The organism is Vibrio sinaloensis DSM 21326, from assembly GCF_000189275.1.
Lineage (GTDB): Bacteria > Pseudomonadota > Gammaproteobacteria > Enterobacterales > Vibrionaceae > Vibrio > Vibrio sinaloensis.
On sequence record NZ_AEVT01000018.1, the window covers coordinates 65,056 to 83,603 of the forward strand.

General features: G+C 47.0%; 19 protein-coding genes. 7 read left to right on the forward strand and 12 right to left on the reverse strand.

The annotated features are described in order from the left end of the window. Positions 1-11: 11 nt before the first annotated feature. The 3 genes from RH45_RS03665 to RH45_RS03675 are packed head-to-tail and all read right to left on the reverse strand — an operon-like array spanning position 12 to position 5,812. The gene (locus RH45_RS03665; protein WP_008074013.1) at positions 12-1,715 is read right to left on the reverse strand and encodes an alpha-amylase family glycosyl hydrolase; all 1,704 of its coding nucleotides are present in this window, start codon (positions 1,713-1,715) and stop codon (positions 12-14) included. An 11-nt stretch (positions 1,716-1,726) separates the two neighbouring features. Beyond that, positions 1,727-4,348, reverse strand: a complete 2,622-nt coding sequence (locus RH45_RS03670; RefSeq protein WP_008074016.1) for a glycoside hydrolase family 38 N-terminal domain-containing protein — start codon at positions 4,346-4,348, stop codon at positions 1,727-1,729. A 60-nt stretch (positions 4,349-4,408) separates the two neighbouring features. Then, complete coding sequence (locus RH45_RS03675; protein WP_008074018.1) at positions 4,409-5,812, reverse strand: PTS fructose transporter subunit IIC; 1,404 nt, start codon at positions 5,810-5,812, stop codon at positions 4,409-4,411. A gap of 184 nt (positions 5,813-5,996) precedes the next feature. Here RH45_RS03675 and RH45_RS03680 point away from each other — a divergent pair, with 184 nt between their 5' ends. The 5 genes from RH45_RS03680 to def all read left to right on the forward strand — a co-directional run bounded on the left by RH45_RS03680 (position 5,997) and on the right by def (position 9,100). After that, a complete protein-coding gene (locus RH45_RS03680; RefSeq protein ID WP_008074020.1) occupies positions 5,997-6,644 on the forward strand; it encodes a MurR/RpiR family transcriptional regulator in 648 nt (215 codons plus the stop codon). Positions 6,645-6,758: 114 nt separating this feature from the next. Then, a complete protein-coding gene (locus tag RH45_RS03685; protein WP_008074021.1) occupies positions 6,759-7,457 on the forward strand; it encodes a class I SAM-dependent methyltransferase in 699 nt (232 codons plus the stop codon). A 34-nt stretch (positions 7,458-7,491) separates the two neighbouring features. After that, a complete protein-coding gene (locus tag RH45_RS03690; RefSeq protein WP_008074022.1) occupies positions 7,492-7,845 on the forward strand; it encodes a tRNA-binding protein in 354 nt (117 codons plus the stop codon). 224 nt (positions 7,846-8,069) lie between these two features. After that, entirely contained in the window at positions 8,070-8,564 is a 495-nt protein-coding gene (locus RH45_RS03695; RefSeq protein WP_039958169.1) for an RDD family protein, read from the forward strand. 32 nt (positions 8,565-8,596) lie between these two features. After that, the gene (gene def / locus RH45_RS03700) at positions 8,597-9,100 is read left to right on the forward strand and encodes a peptide deformylase (protein ID WP_008074024.1); all 504 of its coding nucleotides are present in this window, start codon (positions 8,597-8,599) and stop codon (positions 9,098-9,100) included. 16 nt (positions 9,101-9,116) lie between these two features. Here the strand turns inward: def and RH45_RS03705 are convergent, their stop codons facing one another. Then, positions 9,117-10,244: an HD domain-containing phosphohydrolase gene (locus RH45_RS03705; RefSeq protein WP_241211623.1), complete on the reverse strand. Its 1,128-nt coding sequence runs from the start codon at positions 10,242-10,244 to the stop codon at positions 9,117-9,119. A gap of 213 nt (positions 10,245-10,457) precedes the next feature. On the opposite strand from RH45_RS03705, the gene RH45_RS03710 reads away from it, so the two are divergent. Beyond that, positions 10,458-10,991, forward strand: a complete 534-nt coding sequence (locus RH45_RS03710; protein ID WP_008074026.1) for a GNAT family N-acetyltransferase — start codon at positions 10,458-10,460, stop codon at positions 10,989-10,991. A gap of 14 nt (positions 10,992-11,005) precedes the next feature. After that, positions 11,006-11,563, forward strand: a complete 558-nt coding sequence (locus tag RH45_RS03715; protein WP_008074028.1) for a hypothetical protein — start codon at positions 11,006-11,008, stop codon at positions 11,561-11,563. 4 nt (positions 11,564-11,567) lie between these two features. Here the strand turns inward: RH45_RS03715 and RH45_RS03720 are convergent, their stop codons facing one another. The 8 genes from RH45_RS03720 to RH45_RS03755 form a co-directional block, all read right to left on the reverse strand. Further along, a complete protein-coding gene (locus RH45_RS03720; RefSeq protein ID WP_008074030.1) occupies positions 11,568-12,413 on the reverse strand; it encodes a DMT family transporter in 846 nt (281 codons plus the stop codon). Positions 12,414-12,555: 142 nt separating this feature from the next. Then, a complete protein-coding gene (locus RH45_RS03725; protein ID WP_008074032.1) occupies positions 12,556-14,301 on the reverse strand; it encodes a lysophospholipid acyltransferase family protein in 1,746 nt (581 codons plus the stop codon). A gap of 1 nt (position 14,302) precedes the next feature. Further along, complete coding sequence (locus tag RH45_RS03730) at positions 14,303-14,755, reverse strand: hypothetical protein (RefSeq protein ID WP_008074034.1); 453 nt, start codon at positions 14,753-14,755, stop codon at positions 14,303-14,305. A gap of 13 nt (positions 14,756-14,768) precedes the next feature. Beyond that, a complete protein-coding gene (locus RH45_RS03735; protein ID WP_008074036.1) occupies positions 14,769-15,206 on the reverse strand; it encodes a YHS domain-containing (seleno)protein in 438 nt (145 codons plus the stop codon). Further along, on the reverse strand, positions 15,203-15,949 hold the full coding sequence (locus tag RH45_RS03740; RefSeq protein ID WP_008074038.1) for an NRDE family protein: 747 nt from the start codon (positions 15,947-15,949) through the stop codon (positions 15,203-15,205). Before RH45_RS03740 ends, RH45_RS03735 begins: the two co-directional genes overlap by 4 nt. Before the next feature lie 3 nt (positions 15,950-15,952). Then, positions 15,953-16,516 carry a hypothetical protein gene (locus RH45_RS03745; RefSeq protein WP_008074042.1) on the reverse strand — a complete coding sequence of 188 codons (564 nt, stop codon included), beginning with the start codon at positions 16,514-16,516 and terminating at the stop codon, positions 15,953-15,955. Between the two features lie 26 nt (positions 16,517-16,542). Next, complete coding sequence (locus tag RH45_RS03750; protein WP_008074043.1) at positions 16,543-17,673, reverse strand: ATP-grasp domain-containing protein; 1,131 nt, start codon at positions 17,671-17,673, stop codon at positions 16,543-16,545. After that, complete coding sequence (locus RH45_RS03755; RefSeq protein WP_008074044.1) at positions 17,657-18,256, reverse strand: DedA family protein; 600 nt, start codon at positions 18,254-18,256, stop codon at positions 17,657-17,659. Before RH45_RS03755 ends, RH45_RS03750 begins: the two co-directional genes overlap by 17 nt. Positions 18,257-18,548 lie beyond the last annotated feature (292 nt).

Below are 18,548 nucleotides of genomic sequence, written 5' to 3' on the forward strand. Positions count from 1 at the left end.
ATAAACTCCTACTACTTCGCTTGCGGCTGAGTCAGCCAAACAAATTGATATGGGTTAAGTGTAAATTGCGCGTCGAACTCGCGCTGCGAAATCAGATCCAAACCGCCTGTTGCTAGCGAAACTTCCGCTGCTTGCTCCGATAGATTGACCACAAATTGAATCGCACTTTCTCCTTTGCCACGTTTAAGTCCAAACAACCCATGACCTAGCTCTAGCACTTGCTGAGAGGAGCTTGGTGAGAAGGCTTTTTGCCCTTTACGCAGTTGGAGAAGACGCGTCATTTCACTGTAAACACGGTGACGTAATGAGCCCTCTTCAGCCAGTTCAGTTTCTAGCTGAGCGAAGTCAAACTTCTCACGGTTAATGCGGCGATTAATGCCCGAATCCAACATGCCTTGTACATCGTTTTCACTACCAAGCAAGCTGTGATAGTAAACCGCAGGCACACCGATAAACGAGAGCAAAATGGATTGCGCAGCTAGGAACTTGCTCGCTTTTAACTCATCACTATCACTAGGTTCTGTCACTGCGCTCAAGTAGTTGATGTTCAACTCATAAGGCGATTGAGTGCCATCACCGTTATTCTTGTAGTTAACTCGTCCACCTTTGCGTTCGACGTGCTGACACATCATCAGACGTTCGTCATCGCTCAAGATCCCTTCGGTTGGGCGCACACCAATCCCATCGTGGCTAGCGAGGAAGTTAAAGTAGGTTGTCTTGCGTCCCGCGTTGAGAGACGCCATCGCCTCTGCCGTTAAACCTTTCGCCCAAGTTGTTAATACTTGGCTATCTTGGCTTAAGAACGCGTGCAAGGTTAATGGTGGCAATGGGAACTGATACACCATATGTGCTTCATCGCCTTGACCAAAGTAAGAGATGTTCTCTTTGTGCGGTACATTAGTTTCAGTGATCAGCAGAGAACCCGGCATCACCTCGTCAAGCACAATGCGCCACAGCTTAATGATTTCGTGAGCTTGCTCTAAATGGATACAGGTCGAGTTCAGTACTTTCCAGATGAAACCAATCGCATCTAAACGAATCGAACGACCACCGTTTGCCGCATACATCAGCAAAATATCTATGCTTTCCAGCAGGACTTTGGGGCTCTTAAAGTTAATGTCGATCTGGTCTTCAGAGAAGGTCGTCCACACATGAGTTGTCTCACCCGAAGCCTTGCTAAACGGTGTTAGGAGCGGTAATGCGCGGGGGCGCGTAACACTCGAATAATCCAGGCTTGGGTCAGACTCAATAAAATAATCTTGATAAGCTTCATCACCGGCTAAAAAGCGCTGAAACCAGTCACTGCTTTTAGAGATATGATTAATCACGCAGTCATACATCAAGTCGAAATTTTCAGCTAATGCGTTAAGCTCGCTCCAGTCGCCTAAGTTAGGATCGACTTTGCGATAATCAACCACACTAAAACCATCGTCTGAGGTGTATGGGAACATTGGCAAGATATGAATGTTGCTCAATGCGCCTTTCAGGTACTTATCAGCAAAGGTTTTCATCGTCGCTAAGGTTGGCTGGCCTTGCTCTTGAACACTATCCCCGTAAGTGATGAGATAAGATGTCGTCTCATCGACCCAGTTGGCGTATTTCGGTGCTTTGCCTTGCCACTTTTCAACCAGAGCTAAGATATTTTGGGTGATGCTTTCCGCTTGCTCATCACCGTAGAGCAAAGCGACTTTTTGGTAAATTTTCTCGTTGTTCATACTCTGCTCCACTAGATTTTAAAGCCAATGCGTAGGTCGATGGAATTGTTCGGTTTGACTGACCACTCTTGTTCCACACTCTGCTCACGGTAGTTCACACGCTCAACCTGAGCAAAATGGGCAAATGCTGTGGTATCAAGCTGTTGAACTTCCTCTGTGGCATTAAACAGGCGCACAATCACGGCATTATCTTGATAGAAGGCGTGACCAATACTTGAAAGCGTCAGTGGCTGATTTACTTCAAATAGGCCAAATGACTTCACCGCTGAACGAACATCAAAGCGGACTTGGAAACGTTCGAGGCGATTTTCAAAGCTGTTGAGTGACTGCTTCTGGTAGCTAAATGGCATATCGAGATATTGGCTTTCTAGAGCTCGCAGCGTTTGATGATTGGCATCTGTCGGCATGGCAATCGAGAAAGCAAAGCTCATCGATTTTTGCAGCTGAGCATCTGGCGTATACACCACGGTATTGTTGATACCGGAAGCACGCCCCGGACGCCACAGCAGGTCATCTTTGCCTAGTTTGCCCGTCGCTTTAAACAGCGTCAGCGCAATCACGTCACTCTGTTCACCAGGTAAAACTTGGAACTCTTTCAGGCCGCGACCATTAATCACCACCGCTTTACCTGATTGTTCAATCGCAACCGCGCCATCTGTGGTTTCAATATCAATCGGACACTCACGGAAGCGTGCTTGCCAGCCTTCAACACTCGGTGCAATTGGACGCGTCATCACAGCGAAAGGCTGAGTGGCGACAGATTCCTGGCTTTGTACATCGGAGTTAATCAGTACGCGAACGCGGTGGTCGTACGCCTGATTTACAGTGTGAATTGCGACTTTTAGCTGCTCGTCGTTGGCATCCAGTGTCAATGTAATTTCAAAACTGGCTTGAACCAGCTCATTACCTGCTTTGCGCGACTCTAAATCTGAAGGCACAGGCATCGTTGCCAGCAGCGTCATCGTCTGCTCAGTCTCACCGACTTGGCTTGATAACCAAGTCAACTCATTAAGGTAATGTGGTTCGTCTCCTTCTAAAGGCGAGAAGTCGTAAGAGTCACCATCATCAGCTTGCTCTTCAAAACGCAGCAACTGCTCAATCACGCGGCCTGTCGCTTTGTTGGTTAAGCTCAGTTCGCCATCTGTCAGCGTGACGGTTAACGCCGCATTTTCAATCGTTTGGACGTCACTGCTCTGCCTAAGCATCGCTGACTCTGACTCAACCACTTGGAACACTTGGTAGCCCATTGCAGGCAGGTCGGATACTTTCACGTTCAGTTCAAAGCGGTAGTACGGCGGTACGGCGACTTCTTTCTCACCATCTTTGGTTACTTCAATGACCTTGCCACCATCTAAGGTCTCACGCGCTAGAATTTCGGTCGCAAGCAAGGCTTTACCATCTGAAAGAGCAATCGACGGGTGCTTAGAGAAAGCGGTGACTTTAGCAACACCGCTAAATGATGTGATTTGGCCGTTAAAGATCATCACTTCATTGTCATCACATGCACTACTCGCGATCTCTTTCACCACTAGGTTGTATAAGCCGTGACAGATCTCTTCGGCTTGCTTTAAACGGTGCATGATGTCTGCGTTAGTCGCATCGCTATTACACCCACCCATACTGTCATGGGCGTGACATTCAAGGATCTTCTTCCAAGCCATATCCACCAGCTCAGTGTGAACTGTGATGCCTTGCGCTTTAGCAATCGCAATCACGACTTCGAGCTTCTTAAGTAAGAACTGCTCAATCTCGAAGTTCAGCTTTTTAATGTCATAGCGCACAGAGCCAATCGTTTTATGGATACGAGTGTATCGCGGCGCTTTGAATTCACCTTGGTAAGTCTCAAACTCACTGCTGTTGCCACGAAGGAAATCAACAAAGCTTTCCATTGATGAGATGGTGTAAATGTCCCCAGCAGGTGAACGTTCGCTGGCTGCTTGTAAAGTTTCCGGTAGGTTCGGGTCAATGTTGACCTGATCACCACCGGATGGGATCAACACTTCATCGAGACCTGACAACGACTTGATCTTGTCAATCATCGGGAAGATTTTCTTATCCAGATGCTCTGCATCAGCAATGATGTTTTTCGCCGCGCCGTAACCATGAACTAGGTTGTATGCGTAAATGGAATCATCACCTTGCGACTTCCAGAAGAAGTGTGATTTTTCTACGTGTTGGTCGTAATCAATCCCACGCCAGAATACGATGTTATCGATCCCCATTCCCTTGAACAGCGTTGGCATTTGCGCGTTATGACCAAAGGTATCCGGTAGATAGCCAACCTTCATGCTGTGGCCGAGTTCTTCTGCGATATGCATACCGTACTTCAGGTTACGGATAATCGACTCACCTGCCACATTGTAGGTATCGGTCTGAGTATACCAAGGGCCGATAAACAGCTTTTTATCGCTTACCAATTTAGCCATACGCTCACGCATGTACGGCAGCACTTTCAAGTAATCTTCAACAATCGCCGATTGACCATCTAAGTGGTAGCAGCTGTAGCTTGGTTGATTCTCCAAAGTCTCAATCACTTTGGTGAAGTTATAAGTCGCCAGAACGTCACTGTCTTGCTGAGTAAAATACCACTCACGATCCCAGTGAGTGTGAGGAATGACATGTACTTTTGCCATGGGGAAACTCTCGATAAATTCTTGATAGTTTGGGGAGGCGAGCCTCCCCGCTAGACGTTTTTAGGCTTTTGCGTGGTCTGGTTTAGTGCACAGCAGTAACGCTATAGCGATAAACATAGAACCCGCGATAACAGAAATGGTGTAGCTGATTGGGTCAGAAGATAGGAACCATCCCCAAACGGCTGGTAGTGGTAGGCTTTGCCATACGTTGAGGACGACAGCCAGTTGCGTACCGATAATTGAACCGAGAATCATGATTGGAATCATCTTCGGATTTTTCAGAATGAATGGAATCGCACCTTCTGAGATACCGATTAGGCCAAGCATCAGAGAGGTTTTACCGACCGTACGCTCTTCACTTGAGAAGACTGGTTTGCGGAACTTGCCATCCAGCAGCGCCGCGATGCCCACACCGATTGGTGGAATAACGATACCCAGCTCACGAGCAATCAGGTCAAATCCTTCACCCATGCCGTTCAAACCAAGCGCAACAGAACCTGCGGCTTTGTTGATTGGGCCACCTAAGTCAAAGGCGGTACCTGCGGCAATCACCATTGAGTAGATACCGCGCCCGGCATCACCGGCTTGAGTAAACAGGTCAATCATCGCAAGGTTTACAGCGCCAAAGAATGGGTTAATCGCGTACTCCATAGTCAGTACCATCACGACGCCCGTCACCGCCGGGACAAGTAGCATGGTCTTGAGTGTGGTCAGTTCGGTTTTCACCTTAATCACGTCGTTAAGGTAGCGAACCAGATAACCGACAAGGAAACCAATCGCAATCGCACCGAAGAAACCAGACGGCGCCCAACCTTCTAAATCAAAAAAGCGCTTATAAGGCTCATCGGTCATCAAGCCGCCGATAAAAGCAGGAATCAGTGCTGGTTTGCCAGCAATCGAATACGCGAGGTAACCTGCAAAGATTGGGTACATAAACTTGATGGTCATGAAGCCAAGTTTATCTAAGGTTTGGATAGGCGTACCTGAAATATCGATGAACTCACCGGTGATTTTGGCAACGGCCATCAACAGACCACCCAACACCACGACCGGCAACATGTAGCTGATACCTGTCATGATATGACCGATAGCCACTTGGTAAGCCGAACGCTTTTCATCATGCACTTCGACATCTGCGTCTGACTTTTGCTTACCACGTAAAAATACCGTTGGTAACAAATCATCGACGCGCTTGATCAGCTCTTGGGTGCGAACCTGAAGTGGATTAGCGTTATCAAAACGCTCCATGTCCATAATCGGCACATCGACCGCCAGCACAACGCCGTCTGCGGTTGCGATATCATGGGCAGTCAGTTTATTTTTCACACCATCACTGCCTTGTGTTTCGACTTTAACCTCATAGCCCTGCTTTTCAGCCCAGGCTTTGATTTTTTTAGCCGCCATAAAGGTGTGTGCAATGCCGGTAGGGCAAGCGGTCACTGCAACGAGTTTTTTCTTACTCATGGTTTTTCACCGTTATACTTATCAACTGCGGCAAGTATATTTAGCGCTAATGTATCGAGGTACAGTTTCATCGTACAACCCATGTATGACGATACTTTTGTGACAACTATCAAGGTATTTCCTCACTTTTTCCCGCCTAATAATGACCATTCTGTCACTACGTCTATCAAGCTAAGTGTAAGCGATGAATACCTTTAAAGGGATTGAACGAGTTATATATGAGTACCTGATCAGTCATGCAAAAGATTTGAACAGCATCTCTGCCAAAACCATTGCCAGCAAAGCGTTAACCACAACAACATCGGTCAATCGCGTATGCAAAAAAATGGGTTACGCCAGTTATACCGAGCTGAGATATAAGTTGGCAGACGACCTCAAAAAAGACATCGAGCCGACAGCCCAAGGTGATGACCAAGCGCAGCGAATTGATAAAATCGCTCAGTCACTGAATCGCTCTCCCGTGGTTTACCTGTATTCTCGCGGCGCGTCGATCGTCAGCGTTTCGTATCTGTCGCGCTTTCTCTCGCTGGCTAATATCCCTCACCTAGTGATTACCGATATTCACCAGTTAGCTCGTGCAGAAACCGGCACCCTGGTATTGATCAGCAAATCGGGAGAAACTCAGGCAGTGGTCGATATGGCACATAATGCGAAACGAAAGGGACTCAAAGTGTTTGCTATTAGCCATTTAGGTTCAACATTAGCCAGCATTGCCAGTGTCAATCTCGACTTAGAAGAGCAAGTCGATGGCATTTCGCCTTACCACCGTGAATCGCAGATCCATATCTTGGAGCTGGTAGACTTGATAGGAAAAGAGTTGTTGGAAGGTTAACTGAATCCGGTTAGGGGTATCCTCGCAATACTTTCAGGGTTTTAACAACAATCCCGTCGCCTAGATGTATTCTTCACACCTCGTCAATCACGCTCTCGTAAATAAGGTACCTTCATGTCTGAACTCTACACAAAGCACGCGCTCAAGTACGCCGAAGCAGTCAAAGATAATGTTTACAATGCCATGTTTGAACGACCTTCAACTTTGGCGCTATTGGATGAAGTGTCAGGCAGCGATGTGTTAGATATCGGTTGTGGCTCCGGTGAATACGCCCAATGGCTAATCGAACACTCAGCCGCCAAAGTGACCTGTCTTGATGTGTCACAACAGATGGTCGACATCGTAACAGAGCGTTTTGCCAACAAGGTGAGTGCTTACCAACAAGATATCGCCTTAGGATTGCCAAACGAGCGCGACGACAGTGCCGATCTTGTGATATGCCCATTGGTGCTTCACTACATTGCGGATTTAACCCCTGTATTTGCCGAGATCCATCGGGTGCTGAAACAGGGCGGGTATCTGGTCTTCTCAACTCACCACCCTTTTGCGGATATTGAATGCTCAAAAACTGGAAATTATTTTGAGCGAGAGTTTATTGAAGACGAATGGCACACCATCGGCCAACCCGTCGCGGTCAGCTTTTATCGCCGCTCATTGACGGAGCTGTGCCAAGCAGTCTCATCCGCTGGTCTAGTGATCGAAGCAATCACTGAAGGCTGCGTTGACCCGCAGATTCAACAAGTCGCACCCGAAACCCACGAGTACTTGTCGAAAAATCCTAACTTCATCTTTATGAAATGTCGCAAGCGTTAATTGCGCAACCAGTCAAACCAATAGGAGAAGTCCCATGCAACCTGCACCAATAAAACCTGAAATCACCTTTGACGACTTTGCCAAGTTGGATATCCGAGTTGGTACCATCACTGACGTAAACGAAGTGGCGAAGTCAGATAAGCTAATGAAACTAACGGTCGATTTTGGCGATCATACTCGCTCCATTCTGGCAGGAATTAAGCAAGAGCGTGACAATCCAAAAGAAATTGAAGGCAAGCAAGCCCTGTTCGTGGTGAACCTGCCAGAGCGAAAAATGGCGGGAGAACTCTCTCAAGGTATGCTGTTTGACATTGGCTATGAAGATAAACTGCAACCGTGCTTAGCCTGTCCGGAAAACGACATCCCTAATGGCGCAAGAGCAGGTTAACACTTTCACTTTTCCTTTCATCATCTCTGTTAGATAAGCCTTCCAATTGAGAAGGCTTATCTTTTAATCAATTACGCTGCCAAATTTATATAATCAATAGATTGCACAGGTATATTTATATATACTCCACAAACCATTGATACTTATACGGTATTAGTGTCTATTTACGTCAAAGTAAACGGGTTTCCGTTTACTACCACGCTCTCTCCTAGGTACAAAGATAAATGCAAAATATACAAAGCGACAACGATCTCGTCTTAGCCAGCAGGTGGTCGCGTTTTTGGGCAACAGTCATAGATAGTCTGGTTTTGGCACTCTGTTCTGCCCCTTGGATAATCTACATGCTAAATGGCGCAGCAGACGGAACTGGTGTCGCATCAGTATACGTCTACGCTCTAACTGCGCTGCTGTGGATAATTACTATCGCATTTCAGTGCTATCTTATGCATCGCCACGGGCAGACCATTGGCAAAAATGTGTTTGAAATTGCAATGGTCGATCTGGAAGGCAACAAGCCCGGTTTAGCCAAACTGATATTTCTCCGCATGCTACCTGTACATGTTTTAAGTTATGCCAACTATGTAGGGAGTTTTGTGCCACTGATCAATGTGTTGTTTATCTTTCGTAAAGATAGACGCTGCTTACATGATTTAATCGCGGGAACTCAAGTCATCAGCGTTGCCAAACCTAAGCAAGTTGACTTCAGCACCTTTGATTAACGCCACCCCACCGACAGGAAACCTCGCTCGCCATGACAGTTTTAAAGATTCTTACTGCACCAGATCCAAAACTGAAAACACAAGCGCACAAGGTAGAAGACTTTTCGTCTATCCAAACCCTCATTGACGACATGCTAGACACACTTTATGACACTGATAACGGTATAGGGCTAGCCTCAACCCAAGTCGGCCGGAGTGAAGCTGTGGTTATTATTGACTTATCCGACAACCGCGATGAACCTTTGATATTGGTTAACCCTGAAGTCGTCAGTGGCAGTCACAAAGCACTCGGCCAAGAAGGCTGTTTATCTGTACCTGACTACTATGCCGAAGTAGAACGATACACCTCAGTTGTGGTTTCTGCACAAGATCGTCATGGCAATTCCATCACCATTGAGAGCGATGACTTTCTTGCAATAGTGATGCAGCACGAGATTGATCATCTCGCTGGCAATCTATTTATTGATTATCTATCGCCGCTAAAGCGACAAATGGCGATGAAAAAAGTAAAGAAACACCTTAAATCTCGTGCATAGCACTAATGCACAGTTGTTATGCCCCACCTGGGGTATAGCAACCGCCCAATGTTTTATCTTGCGTATAACACAATAAAAATGCATCAACGACGTAAGGGTCATAAAGGGTATTACGACCTCGCTTGAGCGTATTGATCGCCGCTCGTGCCCCTAACGCTTTTCGATACGGGCGATCACTTGCCATGGCATCAAAGGTGTCAGCAACCGCCACAATACGCGCTTCCATTAAAATCTGGTTGCCTTTTAATCCCTTTGGGTAACCTGATCCATCTAAGCGCTCGTGATGCTGTTCAACAATATCGATAATTGGCCACGGGAAGTCGACATCTTTAAAAATGCTCGATCCAATCTCTGAGTGACTTTTAAGAAGGTCATACTCAACTGGCATTAACTGCCCAGTTTTATTGAGTAACTGAGAAGGAATGGCAATTTTACCGATATCATGCACCAACGCCCCAACAATCAGCCCTTGCTTATCGTGCTCACTTAAATGCATTTGATCGGCAATCAACTCACAAAGGTGAGCGACATTACGTTGGTGAGATGAGGTGTATTCATCACGAATTTCCAATGCTCGTGAAATCGCCCCAAGCATTCCGGTAAGAATCGAATAGGGGCTGCGTGACTCAAACACTTTCCTATGCCCAGAATTCGAATGAGTAATCTGCGACGCTTTCGCCTCAACTTGTGGCCAAAGCTGATTTAACCGTGACCAAAAACACTCTACCTCAGCTTCGTTATACCCCGTATCACCATTACCGATTCCAACAATCGCCACCACTTTGCCGTTGAACGTAATTGGTACGCTAAAATGGTGATGAAGCGAAATATGCCCCTCAGGTAAAGACTCCGGAGCATGATGTGCCATGGGGTAATCGTTATGAATAACCGGTTTATTGGTACGAATGCTGTCTGCCCAAATCCCCGCAGCAGACAGCGGATAGTGAGTTTCATGGCTGGAATGACAGTGCTCCAACGCCTTTGTTGACCAGACGTTAAGGGCAATTTCATTGGTTGCTGCATCAAAAAAGTGCAAGTAGCCGACCTGTGAATTGGCCTCTTCAACTAAGGTATCGATTAAATCACGATAAAAATCGTGCTTGGTCAAATACTCTCTTTCTAAGGGTACGCTCAGATCCATCATTGCTCTTCAATGCTCATTTAATCGCCACCGGGGAATAGGAAGCTGGCATTCTATCACCCGAAAAATGTCAACTGGTGACCCAAATCAATTCAAACACTATTTGCTCTTTTTCCTACTTGTGCTGACAAAGCCGATTCAGTGACACCTTTCATAACACTGACTGATGCCGAAAAGATATACTGACATGCTTTGAGCACGAAAATGGAATCGCTTATGACAATAGAAGTGGGTATTCAGATTAGAGCGGCACGCCGCGATGAACTAGAACAAGTTTACGCACTCGTCACCAACAACGACGAGTGGACGCGGTTTAACGGCCCTTATTTTCCATACCAACACCCTTCGCTAGACCAATTTGCCCAGACAACCTTTGTTCGTATGCTACGTGGCGAAGACCTTCAACTCATAACGGTTGACGGAATTCCGGTGGGCAGTGTCAATAGCTATTGGGAGTGTGAGACAACGCGTTGGTTGGAAGCGGGAGTGGTGATTTACGATCAAACTTACTGGGGCCGTGGAATAGCCGCGAAAGCGATTCCTCTCTGGATAAGCTTTTTGTTTCAGCAGTGGAATATTGAGCGTGTAGGCATGACGACTTGGTCTGGTAACCCACGTATGATGTCATTGGCGCTCAAACTGGGGTTCAAACAAGAAGCGCGGCTGCGTAAAGTACGCTACTACCAAGGCCAATACTACGACTCCATCAAATATGGTGTCTTGCGCTCGGAATGGGAAGAAAGAGATTAGACAAGGAACACAGGATGAATAAAGCAGAACTCAACTTAGATCACCTACCGCTGCAACTTGCTCTGATTGAAAGTGCCTATCATGCTTTCGTGAATCAAAAAGATGTGGTCGCCGCGGTGCTGTTAGGCTCACTCGCCTCAAACACCGGCGATCGCGTCTCTGACGCCGATATTATCATCTTCACCCAGCATGGCTTTCGTTCATCAACGCAAGGCTGTTTTGAAAAATTCGAAACCGATAAAGATATCTTTTACTGCTTGGACGGCCATCACAACCAAAACGCCTACTTCAAAAAGTATATCTTCAGCGACTTAACCAGCGCTGAAATTCACTGTGTCGATCTCTGTGAGCCTTTCTCGATTTCAAAACCATTCAACGTACTCTTTGATAAAGCCAACATTATCAGCCAACGACTAACCGATGAGCCAGCCCCTAAACATCAAGACTTCCCTGTTTATACCGCAGGTGATCAAGGCTTAATTTGGGAGTTGTTTGACTGCATAAAATGGTTGAGTCGCGACAATAATGCGCTGGCAAAGTCTTATATCAAAAAGCTGGCAGCTAAGTTGTAGTGGTTTAAGTTTGCGGCTTTGCAACAAAAATCATCGCGATTCCACCCAGTACCAGTAAAGAAGAGATAATCGCGGGTAAACTGATCGACTCGGCTAAGCCAATACTGCCAGCGGCAAACGCGATCACGGGAACGGCAAGTTGGGCGATAGACGCTTGCAACACAGAAATGCGCTTAACCACTTGGTACCACACTATATAGCCAAAACCAGAAGCAAAGATACCAGATAGTAACGCCCACCCAACGCCTTGCACTGTGATGCTTTGTGAAGAGAAAAGCCAAGGGCTAACACATAATGCGATCACACTGGCGAGTACAAACCCATGGGTTATGGCTTTAGCAGGTGCTCCGCCACGACGACCCAACAAGGTAAAGATCGCCCAACCAATGCCTGAGAGCAGCATGATGATTGCGGCGGTTAAGCTTGGCGTTTGCGCAGAAGGAAGCATAAGCAACACAAAGCCACTTAGCGCTGTTGCGATGCCTAGCCATTCAATGCGATTAAGGCGGTGACCGGAGTAAACATGAAATGCCACCAGCGTTAACTGAACCATACCAAACAGGATCAATGCACCAGTTCCAGTAGTAAGTTGAGTGTAAGCAAATGAGAAAGTCACGGCATAACCAAACAAAGCAATGCCTGACCACCAACTGAGTTTATCGGTTAGAAATGAGCGCTCAAGTTGACGCTTAGCCACCATAATCACGACTAATGTTACTGCGCCAGACAGCAGGCGAATTAAAGTAAACGAACCTGGGTCAATCGACTGTTCTGCCAGAGCAAAGCGACAAAAAAAGGAATTGGCAGCGAACGCAAATAAGGCCACCAGTAAACTAACTGAATGAGACATAAACTTCCCTGATAATCTTCAGTTTGAGTATATCGATTGATAGCGAATCCGATAGCTCAATTCTTTATGCGTGATTCCATCCGCTTCTATCGTATAGATAAGAAAAGCCGCACTAAGGCGGCTTTAGTGTTGCAAGTGAGTGTTACTGATGGGAGTCAAGATACGCTTTCGCTTGCTCTTTTCCCATGTACTTGCCAAGCGTTCTCGCGGGCACTGAGGTTAAATCGACCACGATCAAGCCATCAAGCGCGAAGTTAAACGCAGGGTCAACGTTAAAACAAACCAGCTTGCCGTTCATTCCTAGATACTGCCTTAACAGCACGGGCAGCCCCATCCCTTGCTCTAAACGACTCAGCACTTTAGAGAGCAGTGGTAAGTTAGAAAGAGAGCTCAGCATATCCGGACGCCAGAACTCCTGACCACTTTTTTCCAGCGGAGTGGTTGGCTCGACCAATTTCGCTTTTTCATCATCGTAATAATGCACTGACATCACGGACGCAATTAACTGCCTCGCGACTGGACTGTAATCATTACTGATACTCACCGGGCCAAATAAATGGGTGTATTTGGGGTTACGCTCAACAAACCCAGCAATCCCTTTCCATAACAACAATAACGAGTGCATGTTACGCTGGTACTGTTTCGCCACGACAGATCGACCGAGCTCAATGGATTTGCCTAAGCTGTTTACAAAGGCCTCATCATACTTAAACAAACTGGTTGAATAGAGCGCGTCTATGCCACCTTCTTCGACCAACTCATCGACCAACCCTAAACGATAGGCGCCAACCAGATCGCGATTGGTTTTGTGCCATACAAACAGTTGGTGGTAATGGGCGTCAAATTGGTCAATGTCACAACTACGCCCACTGCCCTCCCCAACATCCCTAAAACTCTCTTCACGGACTCGGCCAATCTCTCGCATCATACTCGGCATAGCGTTCGTAGGGGCACAATAAACGCGATAATCCCCTTGCTCGATCAACAAATAATCCGACAATTTCTTCAGCTCAGTTTCGAGCACATCCACCGCAATCGGTGCAATAATCGGCTCAGCTTCGGCGTCATACAATGCTGGCGCGCGGTGGTTATCCATACTGCCCATTAAGTAGGTGTTTAAGCGAAAGTATTGAGTGATATCGCTGTCTTTTTCAAAGTCCTTCACTTCACTGTAAGGGATCGGATTACCGACAGAAACAGAAATCGTCTCACCAGACTTGTTGAGCAATTCTCGCCCCAACAATGCGGTTCTGAGCAACGGATGAATTCGACCGGCTTGGTAAAACAACTTACTGTTCATGCCATTGATGAAAATAGGCACCGTTGTCGCCTCAGCGTGTTTGACAAACTTCGCGACAGACTGACTCCACTCTTTATCGGTGATCTTATTCTCGCCAGCTTGCCACGCAGAAACCTCGCCGGCAGGGAAGATAATCAACACCCCACCTTCTTTGAGATGCTGATTGGCCTGCTTGATCGCTCTACGATTGGTGCGTTTCGCTTGCTCACCGCCGAATACATTGACGCCAATAAACAGTTCATCAAGTTCTGGTATCCGCTTTAGCAACTCATTGGCAAGCACTTTAACGTCTTTACGCACCTGAGAAATAAGAGAAGCGAGAATCACGCCTTCAATACCACCAAACGGGTGATTTGCCACAATCAGTACCGAGCCTTCACTTGGCACACTGTCTAAGCTACCTTGATCAACCTGATATTGCGTACCGATTCGAGCTAGAGTTTCTTGCATGAACTCAAAACTGTCTTCTGGTAGTGCTTCTTGCTTGTAGAGCGCATCTAGGGTCGACAAACCCGTCGCCCATTCCACTATTGACTCGCCAATGCCAAAAGGGGTTTTACGCGGTAATCGAAACGGACTTGCAATCATACTAAGCTCCTTGAGACAACAGGCCGTAAGTGAAAGTGCCTTGAGTCTTTACATCACGAACAAACAAGTACACGCCACATGCCCAGACAATACACGCCATACCAAACAGCAAGCCGCCATCGTCGCCTACCACTTCACCCAGCGCATTAAACTCTGGCATCACAATGCCTAGCGGGGTAAAGAGATGGAAGAAAATCGCACCAGTCATGATGCCTGCACTCATCGCCGCTCCCACACCATGCAAGCGAGTGAACAACAAGATGGCGGCAATAAGCTCAGCGAAACCAATTAGATAACCACCGTATACACCAAACCACTCAATGCCCGACCACTCACCTAATGTGCCAAAGATATGGTCTGTCTCAAACGAACCAGAAAACTTGAAAAACAGTGACTGGATAAAAACGAAAGCAATAAAGACTGCTGGAATGTGTTTTGAAGCTACAAATTTCATCGTCATCATTCCCTTAGTTAATTAGGCTCGGCCAGTTTTGATCAGCTGCTTTGATGTGACCTGCGCGATCATCATCCCACCAGCTTTTAACTTCTGCGTTGTAGTTGAGGTACAACTTGCCATCAACGATCGCCCACTGTTTCGGATCCGCCGATGCAAAGTCATTCTTTGCTGAAATAGCCCAAGCACAATAACCGCCATACTGTGGTGCATACGCTTCTGGATCTGCGTTGAACTTATTGAGGTTTTCTTGTGATGAGAAGTACCAGTCAGCACCTTTGTATTCCACTTGCCATTGGCTGTCGCCTTTCACTGGTTTTCCCTCGGTAAAATAAGCGACTGTGTCATAGCCATCTAAAGCTTTACTGCTGAAAATGCCGGTGTAGATTTCATCGGCGGCGAATGAAGGAAAACTTACGAGCATAATAATTAGGGCAAATAACTTCTTCATTTGAAAACTCCTTGTGCAACAACGTCGTTTCTTTGACAACTTAAGTGGGTTTGAAAGTCGACATTGCGGTTATCGTCGATAGATTGATAATTCATTTCTTGTTTAGAAGAAGACACGACAACCGAGGTAAAACTTACAGTGCGAGCATCATTTCTTTTCATTAATGGTGAAAGGTGCGGGTAATTGTCATCGTGGGTTTGGTGGAACTGACGACCAAAACGATCACGAGATAACGTGCCCATCAACTCACTGAACAGCTCGACCCGATAGTCACGCGCTTCTTCAAAATGCAGCGCGGCCGAGACGATAGGCGCACAGGCATGTGAACGGCTTAACTCGTGTCCATCCCACGTCCACAAAACGGTTTCGTTGGCAGTACGACGTGTATCAAACGACACCACGGTAAAAGGAGCAAATGCGCTTAAATCCATGGCCAGCAAACGGCTGTCGACCGTCTGGCTAGAACAACTGTTGGCTAAACGCTTGATGATCATGCCACGGCTCACCAACGCTCCAGATGGGGTTTGTCCCTGATAGTAATTAAGCAAACAAACCGTCACACCATGCTCATTGGTTGAAATCCAACTGCCACCCCCTACAGGGTCAATGGGCATCACGCACTGGATCCCGTCAATAACCAACCTTTGTGGCTCTAATGCCGGTAAACGGCTACGTTGCTCATCACGATTGAAATAGACTTCGTAATGGTTACTGCCGTGATAAACCCAAGATAACGTACACATAACTTATTGCGCCCTTTGGTAGGTTGCGGTTGTGGGAGCGACACCGAAGCGGCTGTCGGCCTCGACCCCACGAATTGAGGCCACAACTTTAGCCATCGCGAAATGGTGGGTGGCATGCAGTGCAGCGAACGTCAGTTCACGAACAAACGTCGACGAGACCTCTTCCACTTGGGTTTGCGACAGCATCACCTCCGTTTCAACCGTGACTGGCTGATGAAGCTCACCACTGGGCAAAGCAAACAGCCAAGTCACCAAATCTCGAATCTCTTGCTTAGCGACGTCAATATCGCGCTCAACTTGATGTCCACGACGACGAACGTTGTAATCAATTCGGCTCGAGTCCAACTTAATGGCGTGGAACAGGTCTAGCCAATGACGAAAGTGCTCGCCGATGGAGCTGCTGACGTGTGGTTGGGCAAGATAGATGTAATCTTCTGCACTGAGCGTCTCGAGGAACTCATAACCTTGGTTGAGTGTTTCAATACACCCGACAATCGCCTGAGATGAATGCGTCTGTGAGGTTTGTCCTTGGCCTGTAGGCAGTAGACTGGTTAGGGAATTTTTCATGGTAAGGCTTCCTAAGTTGCTGCAAATTAGTCCGTCATTGGGTATTGCTGAGTCAGCAATTTCTCTTCACGCCATGCACTTAATAGCGCGCCCAAAGACGGCGAGCCCAACCCCTGCTTTTTGTGCTTAGAACCAATTTGATACAGAAGTCGATACTGCTTGAGCAGAGTAGAAAAAATATGGCTAAGCGGCGTATCACTGTCCCATATATGTGCCGCTTCACTGCTGGCACCGTTAATTTCTAAGATGTCGAAGTTTTCCCCCGCCATCAGTGATTGAATGTCTTCGAACTTGATGTCTAACCGGCCATAGTGAAAGCCCTCAAAATCACCGAGAACGTCATCCAACGTCTGCTCTAGCTTAGGTGTGATGAACTGATTACCGTCACGGAAGATGGCACCGCGAGAGTGACTGCCGGCAAATGCCAACTGAAATTCGTCCCCTTTTGGAACAACCACATCAAGATGCTGGGTATGACGTGGTAGGTAGAGGTGTTGCAATTTACCGGCTCGAGGACACTTTTCGATCAGTTGCTGCAGGGTGGAAGCCCCGTCACCAATGACATAAGGCGAATATTTAAGAGTAATCGAGATGATCTTGCCGCGAGATTCACCTGGCTGTCTGACATAGAACACACCAGCCTCAGCACTAAAAGGGGATTTTTGTTGCAGCAGGAAGCGACCAGAGTGAGGAAACGTCTCCACATACTCTTGCAACTGCTGATCAGAACGAATCAGCTTAACCCCAACCCCACGACAGCCTAGATCGGGCTTAGCCACGAGTGGGTAAGACAATTGTGCTTGCTCGAGTTGCTGTTTCGCCTGCTCGACTAAAATGTCGCTACTGTCATGCGTTTTGGTGAGCGTGATGAAGGGTAAAATCCATTGATTGGTTTTCTGCCCAGCAGAGGTGAAGATGTCGTGCTTTGATTCACCGACCATACCGCTGAGCTTAATCGCTGGATTGGCGATAAGTGGCAGTGCCCAATCTCGGTGAAACAAGCTCAATGCCGCACTTTGCAATACAACAGGTGTGTAGAAAAACCAAGCTGGTAAAAATTCAAATGGCGATATTACTCGCTTTGGCTCTTTCAGCACTGGCATACCAGCGTTTACTCGACCCGGTGGAATCATCTCGATGTTAGCGAGCTGTGTCATACGCATCCCTTAAAAATGTTCTAGTAATCAATTTGTTCACAAGCAACATCACCCCCAAACCAAGCGGAATGAGCAGCCAACTAATCTGACTCTCTTTTAGCCATTGGGCGTTGCCTAACTGGAAGAAAGAACCAAAGACCAACACTGTCCATAGCCCTGTTGCTGTTAGGACAGCAATGAAAAACTTACTTTTTGGCACGTCAAGAAAACCGCTTAACGTAAAGCCAACCGTGCGCAAGCCTGGAATAAAACGCACCACAAATAAGGTGCTGAATGCCTGTTGATGTATTTTTCGACGAAGCTTGCGCGCTCGTTGGTAGCGGAATAGTCGATACCGCAGCACACGTACTCTTTGCGCCGATTTACCCAATAGATACAGCCCCAAATCCCCGCTGCTGATGCCAACAAAGATCGCAGCAAGCGCCAGACTGGTTGGCATCAGTTGCTCAACCGCTAACGTGGCTGCCGTAATAATCGCCAGATCTTCAAGTAGGTAAGAAAGCAGAACAATGCCGACAAAAAGCGCGGCTAGAGAGACGTTGTCTTGAAACAACCAAGCTTCAATTGAAGTCACTACATCCATCATGCCATTGCCCTTCATTGTTCATATCTGCGTTCACTATTGGTTAGGCATATCGCCCTTTTGTTACACGAGAATTAACTGTGCATTGCAGATATAAAGAGAGGATGACGTAAGGAAAAATTTCATCTAAATGTAAAATTGTTATAGCGGATGTGAATCAGTCACACAGCTTGCTTAAGCTAAGAGTATGAAAACGAGAGCAATCTCGCTTGTTTCAGTACAGGGGGCGTGCCACCATACGAGGCTCAATTTAATTGGCAGGACGCCATCATCGAACAAGGAAAGTGCGAAA